A 15210-nucleotide genomic window follows, 5' to 3' on the forward strand; every position below is an offset into this window, starting at 1 on the left:
CAGAATTCCGACGGTTGTCCGCGAGCCTGCCCGGGCCTAGGTCGCATCGTGCGCTCGGCTCGCCGCCTCCACGGCCCGGGTCCGGACAATTTTTCCTTTGCGGACGCTCGCCTTGGCCCTTACCCAATTCGCACCCGCCGCGCCTTCGCCGGACCCGATGACGCCCGACCTTTCCCAGGCCTCGATCTCGCCGGCCCGCCTGACGCACCTCCAGCGCCTGGAGGCCGAAAGCATTCACATTCTTCGCGAGGTGGCGGCCGAGTGCGAACGGCCGGTCATGCTGTACTCGATCGGCAAGGACAGCGCGGTGATGCTGCACCTGGCCGCCAAGGCCTTCCACCCGGGCAAGCCGCCGTTCCCGCTGCTGCACGTCGACACGACCTGGAAGTTCCGGGACATGTACGCCCTGCGCGACAGGATCTCGTCCGACTTCGGCTTCGACCTGATCGTCCACAAGAATCCGGACGCGGAGGCGCGAGGGATCAACCCCTTCGATCACGGCAGCGCCCTCCACACCGATCTCTGGAAGACCGAGGGCCTGAAACAGGCCCTGGCGCTGCACGGCTTCGACGCGGCCTTCGGCGGCGCGCGGCGCGACGAGGAAAAGAGCCGGTCCAAGGAGCGGGTCTTCTCGTTCCGCACCGCCGAGCACCGCTGGGATCCCAAGAACCAGCGGCCCGAGCTCTGGAACCTCTACAACACCCGCAAGCATCCGGGCGAAAGCCTGCGCGTCTTCCCGATCTCCAATTGGACCGAGCTGGACGTCTGGCAGTACATCCACCTGGAGAACATCCCGATCGTGCCGCTGTATTTCGCGGCGCAGCGGCCGGTGGTCGAGCGCGACGGCGCGCTGATCATGGTCGACGACGACCGCTTCCGCCTGCGCGAGGGCGAGGTTCCCCAGTTGAAGAGCGTCCGCTTCCGCACCCTGGGCTGCTACCCGCTGACCGGGGCGGTCGAGAGCACGGCGTCCACCCTGCCCCAGGTCATCCAGGAAATGCTGCTGACCACCACCAGCGAGCGCCAGGGTCGGGTCATTGACCGCGACCAGTCCGCCTCGATGGAGAAAAAGAAGCAGGAAGGGTACTTCTAGATGGCCCACCAGTCCGCCCTGATCGCCCGGGACATCGACGCCTATCTGCATCAGCACCAGCACAAGTCGCTGCTGCGCTTCATCACCTGCGGCAGCGTGGACGACGGGAAATCCACCCTGATCGGCCGCCTGCTGTACGACAGCAAGATGATCTTCGAGGACCAGCTGGCGGCTCTCGAAGCCGACAGCCGGAAGGTCGGCACGCAAGGCGGCGCGATCGACTTCGCCCTGCTGGTCGACGGCCTGGCGGCCGAGCGCGAGCAGGGCATCACCATCGACGTCGCCTACCGCTTCTTCTCGACGGACAGGCGCAAGTTCATCGTCGCCGACACGCCCGGCCACGAGCAGTACACCCGCAACATGGTCACCGGCGCCTCGACCGCCGACGCCGCCGTGATCCTGATCGACGCGCGCAAGGGCGTGCTGACCCAGACGCGCCGACACAGCTATCTCGTGTCCCTGCTTGGCATCCGCCACGTGGCGCTGGCGGTGAACAAGATGGACCTGGTGAACTGGAACCCGGCGGTGTTCGACAAGATCGTCGCCGACTACCGCGCCTTCGCCGAGCAGATCGGCCTGTCGAGCTTCACGCCGATCCCGATCTCGGGCCTGGGCGGCGACAATATCGCGGCGACCAGCGACGCGACGCCCTGGTTCCGCGGGCCGATCCTGATGGACTGGCTGGAGAGCATCGAGATCGAGGACGACCTTCAGGCCAAGCCGTTCCGGATGCCGGTGCAGTGGGTCAACCGCCCGAACCTCGACTTCCGAGGCTTTTCGGGCCTGATCGCCTCGGGCGCGGTCAAGCCGGGCGACCGGGTCCGAGCCCTGCCCTCCGGCCGCGAGAGCCGCGTGGCGCGGATCGTCACCCTGCCCGGCGATCTCCCCGAGGCCGTCGCCGGCCAATCCGTGACCCTGACGCTGGAGGACGAGATCGACATCTCGCGCGGCGACGTGATCGCCGCCGCCGACGCCCCCGCCGCCGTCGCCAATCAGTTCGAAGCCACCCTGGTCTGGATGGACGACGAGCCGCTGCCGCCGGGCCGCGCCTACCTGCTGAAGCTGGGCGCGCGCACGGTCGGCGCCAGCGTCACCGACATCAAGCACCGCGTGAACGTCAACACGCTGGAAAAGGCCGCCGCCAAGCGCCTGGAGCTGAACGAGATCGGCGTCTGCAATCTGTCGCTCGACCAGCCGATCCCGTTCGAGCCCTATGCCGACAACCGCCAGCTGGGCGGCTTCATCCTGATCGACCGGCTCTCCAACCGGACGGTCGGCGCGGGCATGATCAACTTCGCCCTGCGCCGCGCCGACAACATCCACTGGCAAGACACGGACGTCACGAAGCAATCGCGCGCGGCGTTGAAGCGTCAGCGCGGGCAGGTCGTCTGGCTCACGGGGCTCTCGGGCGCGGGCAAGTCGACCATCGCCAACCTGGTGGAAAAGCGGCTGCACGCTCTGGGGCGGCACACCTATCTGCTGGACGGCGACAATGTCCGGCACGGGCTGAACAAGGATCTCGGCTTCACCGCCGAGGATCGCGTCGAGAACATCCGGCGGATCGCCGAGGTGGCCAAGCTGATGGTCGACGCCGGGCTGATCGTGCTGACGGCCTTCATCTCGCCGTTCCGCGCCGAGCGCCAACTGGCCCGCGATCTGCTCGAACCGGGCGAGTTCATCGAGGTGTTCGTCGACACGCCCCTGGCCGTCGCCGAGGCCCGCGACGTCAAGGGCCTCTACCGGAAGGCCCGCTCGGGGCAGCTCAAGAACTTCACCGGCGTCGACAGCCCCTACGAGGCGCCGGAGACGCCCGAGCTGCGGATCGATACCACGGCGATCGATCCCGTCGAGGCGGCCGAGCGGATCGTGGCGTGGCTGGAGGGCCAGGAGATCGACTACACGATCTGATGGGGCCCTCCTCATCCGATTTCCCCGGCGAATGCCAGGGCCCAGACTCATCCGGAGCGGTTTGGGTTCTTGCGTCTTAAGGCTCGGCCAAGCTCGCATCGTTCATGGGTTCGACCTGGACCCCGGCATTCGCCGGGGAGATCGGAGGGTTGGCATTGGACTTGGCCCTCCTCGTCAGCAGCACCGCGCCGCCCAGGCCCAGCAGCGCCATGAACGCCGTCGAGACATAGCCGTACCGCCCGAAGGCGTCGAACAGCGGCCCCGAGGCCAGCGTCGCCACGCCCAGCGTCAGGCCGGACGACAGCGCCGAGTTGATCGCCTGGGCCGCCGAGGCGTTGGCGGGCGGGGCCAGCTTCTCGATCAGCCGAAGCGAGGCCAGGAACGAGGCCGCGAAGGTCAGGGCGTGCAGCATCTGCAGCGGGAACAGCGCCCAGAGCGGCGGGGCGAAGGCGTAGGCGGTCCAGCGGATCACGGCGGCCGCCGCGCCCAGCACCAGGAACCGCTCGGGTCCCCAGCGGCGACGCAGCGGCTCCAGGAACCACATGAAGCCGACCTCGGTCGCCACGCCGACGCCCCACAGCACCCCGATCATCGGCTCCGATATCCCCTGCTTGCGCCAGAGGATGGCCGAGAAGCCGTAGTAGAAGGCATGGGAGCCCTGGACCAGGCCCGCCGTGACCACCGCCAACACGAAGGTTCGATCGCGGACGAGCTCGCCCAGACCCTTCCAACGCTCGGCGCGGGCGGGCTTGGCGCCGTCGGCATGGACCCGCTCCGGGGGAACGGCCAAGGCCGCCGCCACGGCGCCGATGAAGCACGCCGCGGCGATCCAGATGGCGATGATCGTCGGCGCCGCGAAGGTCAGTATCACGCCCATGGCCAGGTTGGCGGCGATGAAGGCGGTGGAGCCGGTCCCGCGCGGGATCCCGTAATTGAAGTTCTCGGTCCGCGCCCGGCGCAGGGCGATGACGTCGATCAGCGGCGAGACGGTCGACAGCAGGGTCTGACCGACGAACCAGACCAGCATGAACCACCAGAGGTTCGCGCCCAGCAGCAAGCCGGCATAGCCCAGCCCCGCGCCGATCAGCAGCAGCACCATCGGCGTGCGCCGCAGCGTGAAGCCGTCGGCCCAGACCGCCAGCGCCGGGCCGGTGAAGGGCCGCAGCAGCAGCGGCGCGGCCAGGATCAACCCGATCTCGCCGCCGCTCATGCCCCGCGAGCGCAGGAACGTGCCGATATACGGCAGGCTGACGCCGGAGCTCAGATAGATCGACGAATAGAACAGGCAGAGGCGGACGAGCGTCGAAAGCCCCGCCTTCTCGGCCCGCGCCGTCACCTTATTCCGCGCCGCCGAAGCGGGCCGTCCACTCGGCGATCTGGTCGTCCTCGATCTTCTTGAACAGGACGTCCGGCACGGTCACGGGCGAACCGACGACCAGGGTGTCGAGCTCGGCGCGCGCGTCGTTCGACGGCCAGGCGGCGGGGAAGTCCTGACCGAACGCCAGGCCGATCTTCTCGGCCGCGAACGGGATGAACGGCGCCGAAATGCGGGCGTACAGCGCCGCCAGGTTCAGGGCCGTGCGGACGATGACGGCGGCGCGGTCGCGGTCGGTCTTGATGGCGGTCCAGGGCGCGGCCTCCTGCAGGTACTCGTTGCCGACCACCCACAGCGCCCGCAGCGCCTGGGCGCTCTTGCGGATCTCGATGGCGTCCATCTGCTCGGCGAGGTCGGCGAGGCGCGCGGAGACGTCGGCGAACAGCTTTTCCTCCAGCGGGCCGGGCTCGCCGCCCGCCGGGACCACGCCCTCGAACTTGCTCTCGTTGAACTTCAGGATGCGGTTGACGAAGTTGCCCAGCACGTCGGCCAGGTCGCGGTTCACGGCGCTGGCGAACTGCTCCCAGGTGAAGGCCGTGTCGCTGCCTTCCGGCGAGTTGGCGGTCAGGTACCAGCGCCATAGGTCGGGCGGCAGGATCTCCAGCGCCGCGTCCATGAAGACGCCACGCTTGTTCGAGGTCGAGAACTTGCCGCCGTACCAGTTCAGCCAGTTGAAGGCTTTCAGCATGTCGACGCTCTTCCACGGCTCCTCGGGGCCGAGGATGGTCGCCGGGAAGCTGACCGTGTGGAACGCGACGTTGTCCTTGCCCATGAACTGGACGTAGCGGACGTCATCGGCGCCCGCGTCGGTGCGCCACCAGCGCTTCCAGTCGCGGCCGGCGTCGGCTTCGGCCCATTCCTGGGTCGCGGCGATGTATTCGATCGGAGCGTCGAACCAGACGTAGAACACCTTGTCCTCGAAGCCCGGACGGGGGACCCCGTCCTTGGCCACCGGGATGCCCCAAGCGAGATCCCGGGTGATGCCGCGATCGATCAGACCCTCGTCCAGGTGCTTGTAGGCGATCGAGCGGGCCAGCGGCGGCCAGTCGGCGTGGCTGTCGACCCAGGCGCGGATCTTGTCCTGCATCTTGGTCTGCAGCAGGTAGAGGTGCTTGGTGTCGCGCACCTCGATGTTCCGCGAGCCCGAGATCACCGAGTACGGATTGATCAGGTCGGTCGGGTCCAGCAGGTTGCCGCAATTGTCGCACTGGTCGCCGCGCGCTTTCTCGAAGCCGCAGTGCGGGCACGTGCCTTCGACATAGCGATCCGGCAGGAAGCGCTTGTCGTCGACCGAATAGACCATCTGGTCGACCCGCTCCTCGATCAGGCCGTGATCCTCCAGGGCCTGGCAGAAGTGCTGGGTCAGGCGATGGTTCTGCGGCGACGAGGAGCGGCCGAACCAGTCCCACGACAGGCCGAAGGCGCGACCGACATCGTGCTGCAGCACGTGCTGCTCGGCGCAGTAGGTGGCGACGTCCTGGTCGGCGGCGGCGGCCGCGAGTTCGGCCGGCGTGCCGTGCTCGTCGGTGGCGCAGATGTAGAGCGTCTCATGCCCCCGAGCCCGCTGAAAGCGCGCATAGACGTCCGCCGGCAGCATCGACCCCGCCAGATTACCCAGGTGCTTGATGCCGTTGATGTACGGCAGAGCCGAGGTGATCAGGATGCGAGCCATGCGGGCGCGGCCTTTCGAGGAGTCGGGGGTAAGCTTAGAAGCGTCCGCATATAGAAGGGTCGGGCGGGAAGGGAAAGGTTTGGGTGTTTGCCCCCTCCCCCTGGATGGGGGAAGGGTCGGGGATGGGGGTGACCTGCTGGGCCGGCCACGCGGCGCGACGTTGACCACCGGGTTCACCCGTCCTCGCTCCCGCCGGAAACCCCTTCACGCGCCGAAGAACATCGTTCAGCATCCGGCTCGACGCGGAGAGCAAGCATGACGACGATCGATATTCAGCAGCGCTTCGGGCCAGGCTCCGACCGGCGCTTCTTCCTGGCGATGGCCCTGCTGATCGCCCTCGTCGTGGCGGCGGGCTTTGGTCCCAGCTACGCGGCGAGCCTGCCGCCGCCCGGCCTGCCCTTCTGGGTCCATCTGCACGGCGCGGCGATGAGCGGATGGATCGTGCTGTTCGGCGTCCAGGCCTGGCTGATCGGCCAGCGCAACATCCGCCTGCACAGAACCCTGGGATGGCTGTCGATCGGTCTGGTGGTCGTGATCATCCCGCTGGGCGTGGCCACCAATTTTCTGGCCATCAAGCGCGGCGCGGTGCCGCCGTTCTTCCGGCCGGTCGACATGATGGCCGCCGACCTGCTGGACGTCGCGCTGTTCGCGGGGCTGTTCGCCGCGGCCGTTCTGATGCGTCGCCAGGGCGACTGGCACAAGCGGCTGATGCTTTGCGCCACCGTGCTGCTGACCTGGCCCGCCGTAGCCCGCCTCATCCCGCTGCGGGCGCTGGGTATCCCCCATATCATCCCGGCGTCGATCCTGATCGTGATCGCCCTGGCCCTGATCGGGCCGCTCTACGATCTGGTCACGCGCCGCCGAATCCATCCGGCCTATCTTTGGGGCGTGGGAGTCATCGTGCTCTCCCACCCGATCCACGCCCTGATCGCCAGCCAGCCGGCGATCGAGGCCTGGGCCAACAGCCTCGCCGGCTGACGCGCCATCCCGCCTACAGCGGGATGTTGTCGTGCTTCTTCCAGGGGTTGGAGAGCTCCTTGCCCTTCAGGCTCTTGAGCCCCCGGACGATCCGGCGACGGGTGCCGTGCGGCATGATGACGTCGTCGATATAGCCGCGCTGGGCGGCGACGAACGGGTTGGCGAAGCGGTCCTTGTACTCGGCCTCGCGGGCGGCGAGGGCTTCGGGATCCTTGGCCTCCTGGCGGAAGATGATCTCGACCGCGCCCTTGGCGCCCATCACCGCGATCTCGGCGGTGGGCCAGGCGTAGTTGAGGTCGCCGCGCAGGTGCTTGGAGCTCATCACGTCGTAGGCGCCGCCATAGGCCTTGCGCGTGATGACGGTGATCTTCGGCACGGTGGCCTCGGCATAGGCGAACAAGAGCTTGGCGCCGTGCTTGATCAGGCCGCCGTACTCCTGCTTGGTCCCCGGCATGAAGCCCGGCACGTCGACGAAGGTGATGATCGGGATGTTGAAGGCGTCGCAGAAGCGCACGAAGCGCGCGGCCTTGCGCGAGCTGTCGATGTCGAGCACGCCGGCCAGCACCTGCGGCTGATTGGCCACCACGCCCACGGTCTCGCCATCCATCCGGGCGAACCCGCAGATGATGTTCTTGGCCCACTCGCTGGAGATCTCGAAGAAGTCGCCCTCGTCGACGACCTTCAGGATCAGCTCCTTCATGTCGTAGGGCTTGGTCGGGTCGGCCGGGATCAGGGTGTCGAGGCTGAGTTCCTCGCGCAGCGGCTCATCGAAGCTCTCGCGCTCCGGGGCCGGCTCGCGGTTGGAGGACGGCAGGAAGTCGATCAGGCGGCGGACCTGGGTCATGGCCTCGAGATCGTTCTCGAACGCGCCCTCGGCGACGCCGGACTTGGCGGCATGGACGCGCGCCCCACCCAGCTCCTCGGCGGTGACGACCTCGTTGGTGACGGTCTTCACGACGTCGGGGCCGGTGACGAACATGTAGCTGGTGTCCTTCACCATGAAGATGAAGTCGGTCATGGCCGGGCTGTAGACGTCGCCGCCGGCGCAGGGGCCCATGATCACGCTAATCTGCGGGATCACGCCCGAGGCCATGACGTTCTCGACGAAGATGTCGGCATAGCCGGCCAGGCTGTCGACGCCCTCCTGGATTCGCGCGCCGCCGGCGTCGAACAGGCCGATCACCGGCGCGCCGACCTTCATGGCCTGCCGCTGGACCTTGACGATCTTCTGGGCGTGGGCGTTCGACAGCGAGCCGCCGAACACCGTGAAGTCCTTGGAGAAGACGTAGACGACCTTGCCGTTGATCGTGCCCCAGCCGGTGACGACGCCGTCGCCGGGGATCTTCTGGTCCGGCATGCCGAAGTCGGCGCAGCGGTGCTCGACGAACATGTCGAACTCCTCGAACGAGCCCTCGTCCAGCAAGAGGTCGATCCGCTCGCGGGCCGTCAGCTTGCCCTTGGCGTGCTGGGCCTGGACCCGCTTCTCGCCGCCGCCGGCCTTGGCCTGCTCGCGACGGCGCTCGAGTTCGTTGAGAATGTGCTGCACGCGCGTACTCCCCTGCCCGGATCTTTGGTCTGGCGGCTGTCCCACCTTATGAAGCAGGCGTAGCCGCGCCAGCAGCCTCAGGCAAGGCGGACCTTGCGGCAGCGCAGCATAAGCCGCCGCCGGAAGATCACCGCAGGGCGGCGAACCAGCGGTCGATCATAGCCGCCTCGACGCCCAGGGCCTCGGCGCGGGCCTTGGCCTCGGCGTCCTCGCCCCACTGTTCGGCCTGGAAGATCTCGTCCAGGCGCGACAGGTCCAGAGCCCGCTGGCCCGTCAGCCGCCCGGCGCGGACCGCCAGGGCCAGGACGGTCGAGCCGAACAAGCCGGCGGCGAAGGCGACGCCCGCCAGCGCGAAATCATCGAGGGTGAGCGCCAGGGCCTCGACCGAGGCCAGGGTGGCCGGCGGCTGCGGCGCGTGGATGATCCCGGCGACCGGCGTGAAGACCAGCCCGTGCTCGGCCTCGGCCCAATCGAGGATCGCGCCCCACTCGCGGTCCTGGCGCTCGACCAGGGTCCGAGGCGCCTCCGCGCGATAGCAGAGATGGTCCGAGGCGGCGTAGGCCGTGATCTCGCGCGCGACCTCAGCCCGGGTCTCGCCGATACGGTCGAGGGCGGTGAAGGCCAGGCGCGTGGCCGGCATCAGGCTGTTGTCGATGACCTCGACCTGCGCGTCCCATTCGGCGGCGACGGCGTCGGCCAACGCCGCCTTGGGCAGGACCAGAGGCTCCCTGGCCGGGGACTTGGGCGTTCGGCCGTCCAGGCGAACGGCGAAACCGCCCTCGGCCGGCGCGACGTCGACGGTCTTGTAGAAGCGCTTGGGCTTCAGCAGCAGTTCGGACTTGTCGGACACGGCGAAACTCTTTTTCCGGCGATCCGCGACGGAACGGCGGAAGGCTGGCGTTGAATGGGCAATGTCGCGACGTCGCGCAAGGGAGAGCGCCGCTTGAGCTTACCGTCCAAGGACATGATGGCCGCCATCGCCGTCACCCGTTTCGGCCTCGGGGCCCGCCCCGGCGAGATCGAGACCGCCAAGGCCGATCCGCAGGGCTTCCTAATCGCCCAGATCCGCCGCGAAGGCGCCGACCTGCCGCAGGACAGCGGCGACACGGCCCTTCAGCGCTTCGCGATGATGCGCGACTACCAGCAGCAGCGTCGCATGGAGCGCGACAAGAAAGACGGCGAAGGCGACAAGACGGCCGCCAACACCCAGGCCTTCCTCGACGGTCAGCGCATGATCCGCGAAAAGGTCGAGGGCGACATCCTGGCTCGGGCGAAGCTGGCGGCCAACACCCCGGCCGGCTTCCGCGAACGCTGGGCGCTGTTCTGGGCCAACCACTTCACGGTGTCGTCCACCAAGCAGATCACCTCGGTGCTGATCGGCCCGTTCGAACGCGAGGCCATTCGCCCCTACGTGTTCAGCAGCTTCGAGAACCTGCTGGTGGCCTCGTCCACCCACCCGGCCATGCTGACCTATTTGGACCAGGCCCAGTCGATCGGGCCGAACAGCCCGGCGGCGATCGCGCTCGCGCGGCGGCAGAACACCAAGGCCGGCCTGAACGAGAATCTCGCGCGCGAGATCATGGAGTTGCACACCGTCGGCGTCGACGCGGGCTACACCCAGGCCGACGTGACCGAGTTCGCGCGGGCGCTGACCGGCTTCTCGATCGGGCGCGACAACGAGGATCGCGCCGGGCAGTTCGTGTTCCGCCAGGGCGCGCACGAGCCGGGCGCCCGGACGATCATGGGCCGCCACTACGGCGAGGACGGGATTCGGCAGGGCATGGCCGTGCTGAAGGACCTGGCCGCCGATCCGCGCACCGCCCGCCATGTCTGCGGCCAGATCGCCCGCCACTTCGTCTCCGACACCCCGCCGCCGTCGCTGGCGGCGCGGCTGGAAAGGCGGTGGATGGAAACCGGCGGCGACCTCGCCCAGGTCGCCAAGGCGTTGGTCGAGAGCCCGGAGGCCTGGGACCCGACGCCCGCCAAGTTCAAGACGCCCTATGAATTCACCCTGTCGACCTGGCGGCTGATCGGGGCCGAGCCGTCGGCGATCGAACGCCTGGCGCCGATCCTGACGGGCCTTGGCCAGAAGCCTTTCTCGGCCCCCTCCCCCAAGGGCTGGCCCGAGGACGCCCAGACCTGGGCCGCGCCGGACGCCCTGATCAAGCGCATGCAGTGGGCGCAGGGCTTCGCGGCCGCGGTCGCCGACCGCACCGATCCCAACGCCCTGGCCGTCTCGGCCCTGGGGCCGCGTCTGACGCCCGCCGTCGCCAAGGCCGTGTCGCGGGCCGAGACCCGCAAGGAAGCCTTCGCCCTTCTCGTGATGAGCCCGGAGTTCCAACGCCGATGACCGCTCAAATCAACCGCCGCTCGCTGCTGAGCCTGGGCGCCAGCCTCGGCATCTCCGTCAACTTCCTGGGCTCGCAGGCCTTCGCCGCCTCGGAAGGCGCCCTGGCCCGCAAGAAGTTGGTCGTCGTCATCTGCCGCGGCGGCATGGACGGCCTGTCGGTCTCGCCGCCGGTAGGCGATCCGGACTATTCGGGCCTGCGCGGCTCGATCGCCATGCAGCGCGATCAGGTCCGCATGCTGGACGACACCTTCGGCCTGCACCCCGAACTTTCGGCCGTCTACGCCCTGGCCCAAAAGGGCGAGGCGCGCATCGCCCCGGCGATCGCCAGCCCCGACCGCGCCCGCTCGCACTTCGAGGCCCAGGACGTGCTGGAGACCGGCTCGGCCAAGGTCTATGGCGCCGAGACCGGCTGGCTGAACCGCACGCTGGAAGCCCTGGCGCCGGTCCGCAAGGTCGAGGGGCTATCAGTGGGCGCCACCGCGCCGCTGATCCTGCGCGGCAAGGTGCAGGCGGCCAGCTGGTCGCCGGGCAAGCTGGTCGACGAGACCGCGCGCCTGCCGACCCTGCTGCAGGATCTCTACAAGACCGATCCGCTGCTGGGGCCGGCCTTCGCGCGCGGCCTGGAAACCGAGACCATGGCCCAGACGGCCATGACCGCCATGGCCGCGACGCCGGCGATGAACACGATGGCGGCCTCGACGCCGTCGATGGGCGCGCCCGCCATGGCGCCGGCCGCCGGCGCCGCTCCCGCGGCGGGCGACCGCAACAACCGCAATGGAACCGACTCGGCGCGCAAGCTGGGCTCGACCCTGGGCGGCTTCATGATCCAGGCCGGCGGCCCGCAGATCGCGGCGGTGTCGCTGGACGGCTTCGACACCCACGCCGGCCAGCCCGGCCAGATCGCCACCCGCCTGTCCTACATGGACGCGGTGCTGGACGGCCTGCACCAGGGCCTGGGACCGGAGTGGAAGAACACCGTCGTGATCGCCGTGACGGAGTTTGGCCGCACCGCGCGGGTCAACGGCACCGGCGGCACCGACCACGGCACGGCCTCGACGGGCCTGATCCTGGGCGGCGCGCTGAAGAAGGGCGGCATTGTCGGCGACTGGCCGGGGCTGTCGCAGAAGGCGCTGTTCGAGAACCGCGACACCGCCCCGACCATCGACATGCGCGGTCTCTTCAAGGGCGTGCTGGCCGACCATATGGGCGTCGATCGGGCGATCCTGGAGCGCAAGGTGTTCCCCGACAGCGCCAGCGCCAAGCCGGTGACGGGTCTGGTCTGATCGTCGGCCCGTCCTCGCCCTTCGACGAGCTCGGGTGAGGACGACTGCAAACGCCGCCCGGTCGAAAACCTCATCCCGAGCTTGTCGAAGGACGAGGTTTTTCGCCCTCTATCCAGGGACGATGTCGAACGCGATCGTCAGGCGTCGGCCGTCGCCTTCGAACGGCTCCGTGCCGTGCCACATCCAGGACGGAAACAGCGCCAGGCGTCCCGGCGCGGGACACAGCCAGTGCTCGGGCGCGAGCGCCGGCCTCGTCGGCAGGCCCGGCTTGCCGAACCGCAGCCAGCCGTCCCTCTCGTCGCCGTCCATGACCGGCGGCAGCGCGACATAGAAGGCCGAGGACAACCAACCCTCGGGGTGGACGTGGTCGGTGTGGAAGCCGCCGCTCTTCAGGTTGACCGACCAGGCGCCGGCGATCCGATAGTCGCCGCGATTGCGCCGGCGGGTCGGATGCGCGCCCTGCCCGAGCTTGGCCAGGTGCGCGCGGATGGGCGCGTCGATCGCTTGGAAGAAGGCCCGGATCGTCGGGTCGTCGGACCGCAGCAGGCTCTGCTTGGTCTGGGTGCCATGCCGCACCGACTGTCCCAGCGGCGGCGCGCGGCCGGCGTGCAGGCGATTGAGCGACAAGGCCAGGTCGGCCAGATAGGCGCCAAGATCCGGCCAGCCGTCCGGGGGCGCGATATCGTAAGCGCCGACCATCGTCCCATAATCCGAAAGCTCGGCGCAGCGCGGATCGCCGGTCAGCCGCCAGGCCGTCGCCAGCAGCGCCAGAACGCCCTGATCGTCCGGAACCTTGGCCGACACGGCCTCCGCCAGCCTCGCAGCGCGTGCCGCCTCGCCCGCCGCCAGCAGGGTCTCGGCGAGCACGCAGGCGATCGACAGGTCGTGCGGCGCGAGGGCGAAGGCGCGCTCGGCATGGGCCACCGCCTTGACCGGATCCACCGGCGTGGCGAGGCGAGCGGCTTCCACCTGGGCGGCCGGTTCGCGCGGCATCGCCTGCGCCAGCGGCGCGACAGCGGCATAGGCCTCGTCCAGGCGGCTCGCGCCGGTCAGCAGCTTGGCGCGGATCATCGCGATCGGCGGGCTGAGTTCCGAGGGGAGCACGCTCAGGGCGGCGTCGACATCGGCGGAGGCCACCCAGGTCAGATGCGCCAGCCCCGACAGAGCCTCGACATAGGCTGGTCGCTGACGCAGGGCGGCGCGATAGTCCGCTTCCGCCGCCGCCAGGTCGCCGACGCCCTCGTACGCCCGCGCCCGCACCAGTCGCGTTTCCGGCGCGTCGTGCCCCTTGGCGATGGCGCGACTGGCCGCCTGGGCGGCCTCGGCATAGAGCTCGGCGTTGCCCAGGTTGGCGGCGAGATTGTGCTCGGCCGCGCCGCTGGCGGGGGCGGCCTGGACGGCGCGGCGATAAAGGTCCAGCGCCTCGTCGAGCCGGCCCGCCGCCTTCAGCGTCCGGGCCTGGGCGGTCAAGGACGCCTCCAGGCTCATCGCCGGCCCTTGGCGCTCCGCCGCGCGAACGGATCCTGCTCGGCCTCGTCCTCGGAGAAGCCGAACTTGGCGAAGCCGGCCTTCATCTCCGTGCTGAGGGGTGCCTCGATATGCAGCATGCCGACCGAGGGGTGCGGCAGCAGGATCGAACGGGCGTGCAGCTGCAGCTTCAGCCCCTCGGACAGCGGCTCGGACTTTTCGTCGCCGTACTTGGGATCGCCGAGGATCGGGTGGCCCATGGCCTTCATGTGGGCGCGAAGCTGGTGGGTGCGCCCCGTGTGAGGCCTCAGAGCCATCCAGGTGACGCGCGGACCGGCGCGGCTGATCGTCACGAACTCGGTCTCGGCCGGCTGGGCGTCGGGGTCCTTGGGCTGAGCCGGCACGACCAGCTCACGATCGCCGACGCCCCGCTTGGCCAGGTGCAGCTCCATCACGCCCTCGGTCGGGTGCGGGTTGCCGGCGACGATGGCCCAATAGGTCTTCTGCGCCTTCCGCTTGGCGAAGGCGCCCGACAGGCGCGCCGCGGCGCTGGGCGTCTTGCCCAGCAGCAGCACGCCCGAGGTGTCGCGGTCGAGGCGGTGGACCAGGCGCGGGCGGTCGACGCCCTCGCCCCAGGCCGACAGCAACTTGTCGATATGCTTGGTGGTCTTCGTGCCGCCCTGCACGGCGAGGCCGGCGGGCTTGTTCAGCGCCAGGACCTCTTCGTCCTCATAGAGCACCAGCGACTTGGCGTAGGCGACGTCGCGCGCCGACAGCTTGCCCTTGTCGGCGGGATCGGGCGCGTCGGGCAGCGGCGGCACGCGCACCTGGCTGCCGGCCGCCAGGCGCGTGTCGGCCTTGGCGCGCGAGCCGTCGACCCGCACCTGGCCCGAGCGGAACAGCTTGTTCAGCTGGACGTGGTTCAGGTGCGGCCAGCGGCGCTTGAACCAGCGGTCCAGGCGCACCCCGTCCTCGCCGGCGTCGACATAGAGGGTGCGGACTTCCTTGGTGCTCATGCGAAAACCTTGCGGGCGACCAGAAGGCCCGCGAATAGGGCGGCGACCGACAGCAGGACGCTGGCCGTCGCATAGGAAAACGCCGGAAGGTAGTCACGCTTCTGGATCATCAGCGCGGTCTCCAGCGAGAACGACGAAAAGGTGGTGAAGCCGCCCAGCACGCCGACGCCCAGCATCACGCGCCATTGCTCCTGATGGGCCGCGCCCCGGTGAGCCAGCCACGAGGCCAGGCACCCCATCAGGAAGCCGCCGACGACATTGACGGTGAACGTGCCGTACGGCCAGCCGGGTCCCATCATCCGCAGGGCGCCGACGCCCACCAGGTAACGGGCGACCGAGCCGACCGCGCCGCCCGCGGCCACGAGAAGCAGCTTGTTCATGAAGGGCCTTATGCGCCGAGCGGGCCTGAACGCCAAGCGTCCCGCGAAGTTCCCTTGAGTTTCCGTGATTTGTTTCAGGGTAAACCCCGGCGGAAACCTTGTTTTAACACCCGCGATTAAGCGCGCGCTCGGCATTCTGGGG

General features: G+C 69.1%; 12 protein-coding genes. 5 read left to right on the forward strand and 7 right to left on the reverse strand.

Translation table 11 applies throughout. The annotated features are described in order from the left end of the window. The first annotated feature begins 112 nt into the window (after positions 1-112). Together cysD and cysN are read left to right on the forward strand one after the other, a co-directional pair. On the forward strand, positions 113-1093 hold the full coding sequence (cysD, locus tag Q0V34_RS11960) for a sulfate adenylyltransferase subunit CysD (RefSeq protein ID WP_297512010.1): 981 nt from the start codon (positions 113-115) through the stop codon (positions 1091-1093). Continuing rightward, a complete protein-coding gene (cysN, locus tag Q0V34_RS11965) occupies positions 1094-3001 on the forward strand; it encodes a sulfate adenylyltransferase subunit CysN (protein ID WP_297512012.1) in 1908 nt (635 codons plus the stop codon). Between the two features lie 76 nt (positions 3002-3077). Here cysN and Q0V34_RS11970 read toward each other — a convergent pair whose 3' ends face one another. Both Q0V34_RS11970 and metG read right to left on the reverse strand, forming a co-directional pair. Continuing rightward, positions 3078-4337 (reverse strand): MFS transporter, encoded by a 1260-nt coding sequence (locus tag Q0V34_RS11970; RefSeq protein ID WP_297512014.1) that lies wholly within the window; start codon positions 4335-4337, stop codon positions 3078-3080. A gap of 1 nt (position 4338) precedes the next feature. Continuing rightward, positions 4339-6048 carry a methionine--tRNA ligase gene (gene metG, locus Q0V34_RS11975; protein WP_297512016.1) on the reverse strand — a complete coding sequence of 570 codons (1710 nt, stop codon included), beginning with the start codon at positions 6046-6048 and terminating at the stop codon, positions 4339-4341. A gap of 255 nt (positions 6049-6303) precedes the next feature. Here metG and Q0V34_RS11980 point away from each other — a divergent pair, with 255 nt between their 5' ends. Beyond that, the gene (locus Q0V34_RS11980; RefSeq protein WP_297512018.1) at positions 6304-7026 is read left to right on the forward strand and encodes a hypothetical protein; all 723 of its coding nucleotides are present in this window, start codon (positions 6304-6306) and stop codon (positions 7024-7026) included. A gap of 13 nt (positions 7027-7039) precedes the next feature. Here the strand turns inward: Q0V34_RS11980 and Q0V34_RS11985 are convergent, their stop codons facing one another. Both Q0V34_RS11985 and Q0V34_RS11990 read right to left on the reverse strand, forming a co-directional pair. Beyond that, positions 7040-8572, reverse strand: coding sequence for an acyl-CoA carboxylase subunit beta (locus Q0V34_RS11985; protein ID WP_297512021.1), 1533 nt, complete (start codon positions 8570-8572; stop codon positions 7040-7042). Positions 8573-8699: 127 nt separating this feature from the next. Then, positions 8700-9422, reverse strand: coding sequence for an ATP12 family chaperone protein (locus Q0V34_RS11990; protein ID WP_297512025.1), 723 nt, complete (start codon positions 9420-9422; stop codon positions 8700-8702). A 54-nt stretch (positions 9423-9476) separates the two neighbouring features. Between Q0V34_RS11990 and Q0V34_RS11995 the strand changes: the two genes are divergently transcribed. Both Q0V34_RS11995 and Q0V34_RS12000 read left to right on the forward strand, forming a co-directional pair. Beyond that, positions 9477-10922 carry a DUF1800 family protein gene (locus Q0V34_RS11995; protein ID WP_297512028.1) on the forward strand — a complete coding sequence of 482 codons (1446 nt, stop codon included), beginning with the start codon at positions 9477-9479 and terminating at the stop codon, positions 10920-10922. Then, positions 10919-12205 (forward strand): DUF1501 domain-containing protein, encoded by a 1287-nt coding sequence (locus Q0V34_RS12000; RefSeq protein WP_297512031.1) that lies wholly within the window; start codon positions 10919-10921, stop codon positions 12203-12205. The genes Q0V34_RS11995 and Q0V34_RS12000 overlap by 4 nt, the downstream gene beginning before the upstream one ends. A 108-nt stretch (positions 12206-12313) precedes the next feature. On the opposite strand, the gene Q0V34_RS12005 is transcribed toward Q0V34_RS12000, so the two are convergent. The 3 genes from Q0V34_RS12005 to crcB are packed head-to-tail and all read right to left on the reverse strand — an operon-like array spanning position 12314 to position 15068. Then, positions 12314-13675, reverse strand: coding sequence for a 2OG-Fe(II) oxygenase family protein (locus Q0V34_RS12005; RefSeq protein WP_297512034.1), 1362 nt, complete (start codon positions 13673-13675; stop codon positions 12314-12316). 14 nt (positions 13676-13689) lie between these two features. Further along, positions 13690-14688, reverse strand: a complete 999-nt coding sequence (locus tag Q0V34_RS12010) for an RluA family pseudouridine synthase (RefSeq protein ID WP_297512038.1) — start codon at positions 14686-14688, stop codon at positions 13690-13692. Beyond that, positions 14685-15068 (reverse strand): fluoride efflux transporter CrcB, encoded by a 384-nt coding sequence (gene crcB / locus Q0V34_RS12015; RefSeq protein WP_297512040.1) that lies wholly within the window; start codon positions 15066-15068, stop codon positions 14685-14687. Before crcB ends, Q0V34_RS12010 begins: the two co-directional genes overlap by 4 nt. Positions 15069-15210 lie beyond the last annotated feature (142 nt).

It is taken from the genome of uncultured Caulobacter sp. (genome assembly GCF_947036865.1).
Classification (GTDB): Bacteria; Pseudomonadota; Alphaproteobacteria; order Caulobacterales; family Caulobacteraceae; genus Caulobacter.

Bases quoted from the DNA above. Each gene is read 5' to 3' on its own strand.
- cysN (WP_297512012.1), top strand. From the start codon at position 1,094: ATGGCCCACCAGTCCGCCCTGATCGCCCGGGACATCGACGCCTATCTG.
- metG (WP_297512016.1), bottom strand. From the start codon at position 6,048: ATGGCTCGCATCCTGATCACCTCGGCTCTGCCGTACATCAACGGCATC.
- Q0V34_RS11980 (WP_297512018.1), top strand. From the start codon at position 6,304: ATGACGACGATCGATATTCAGCAGCGCTTCGGGCCAGGCTCCGACCGG.
- Q0V34_RS11995 (WP_297512028.1), top strand. From the start codon at position 9,477: ATGGGCAATGTCGCGACGTCGCGCAAGGGAGAGCGCCGCTTGAGCTTA.
- Q0V34_RS12000 (WP_297512031.1), top strand. From the start codon at position 10,919: ATGACCGCTCAAATCAACCGCCGCTCGCTGCTGAGCCTGGGCGCCAGC.
- Q0V34_RS12010 (WP_297512038.1), bottom strand. From the start codon at position 14,688: ATGAGCACCAAGGAAGTCCGCACCCTCTATGTCGACGCCGGCGAGGAC.
- crcB (WP_297512040.1), bottom strand. From the start codon at position 15,068: ATGAACAAGCTGCTTCTCGTGGCCGCGGGCGGCGCGGTCGGCTCGGTC.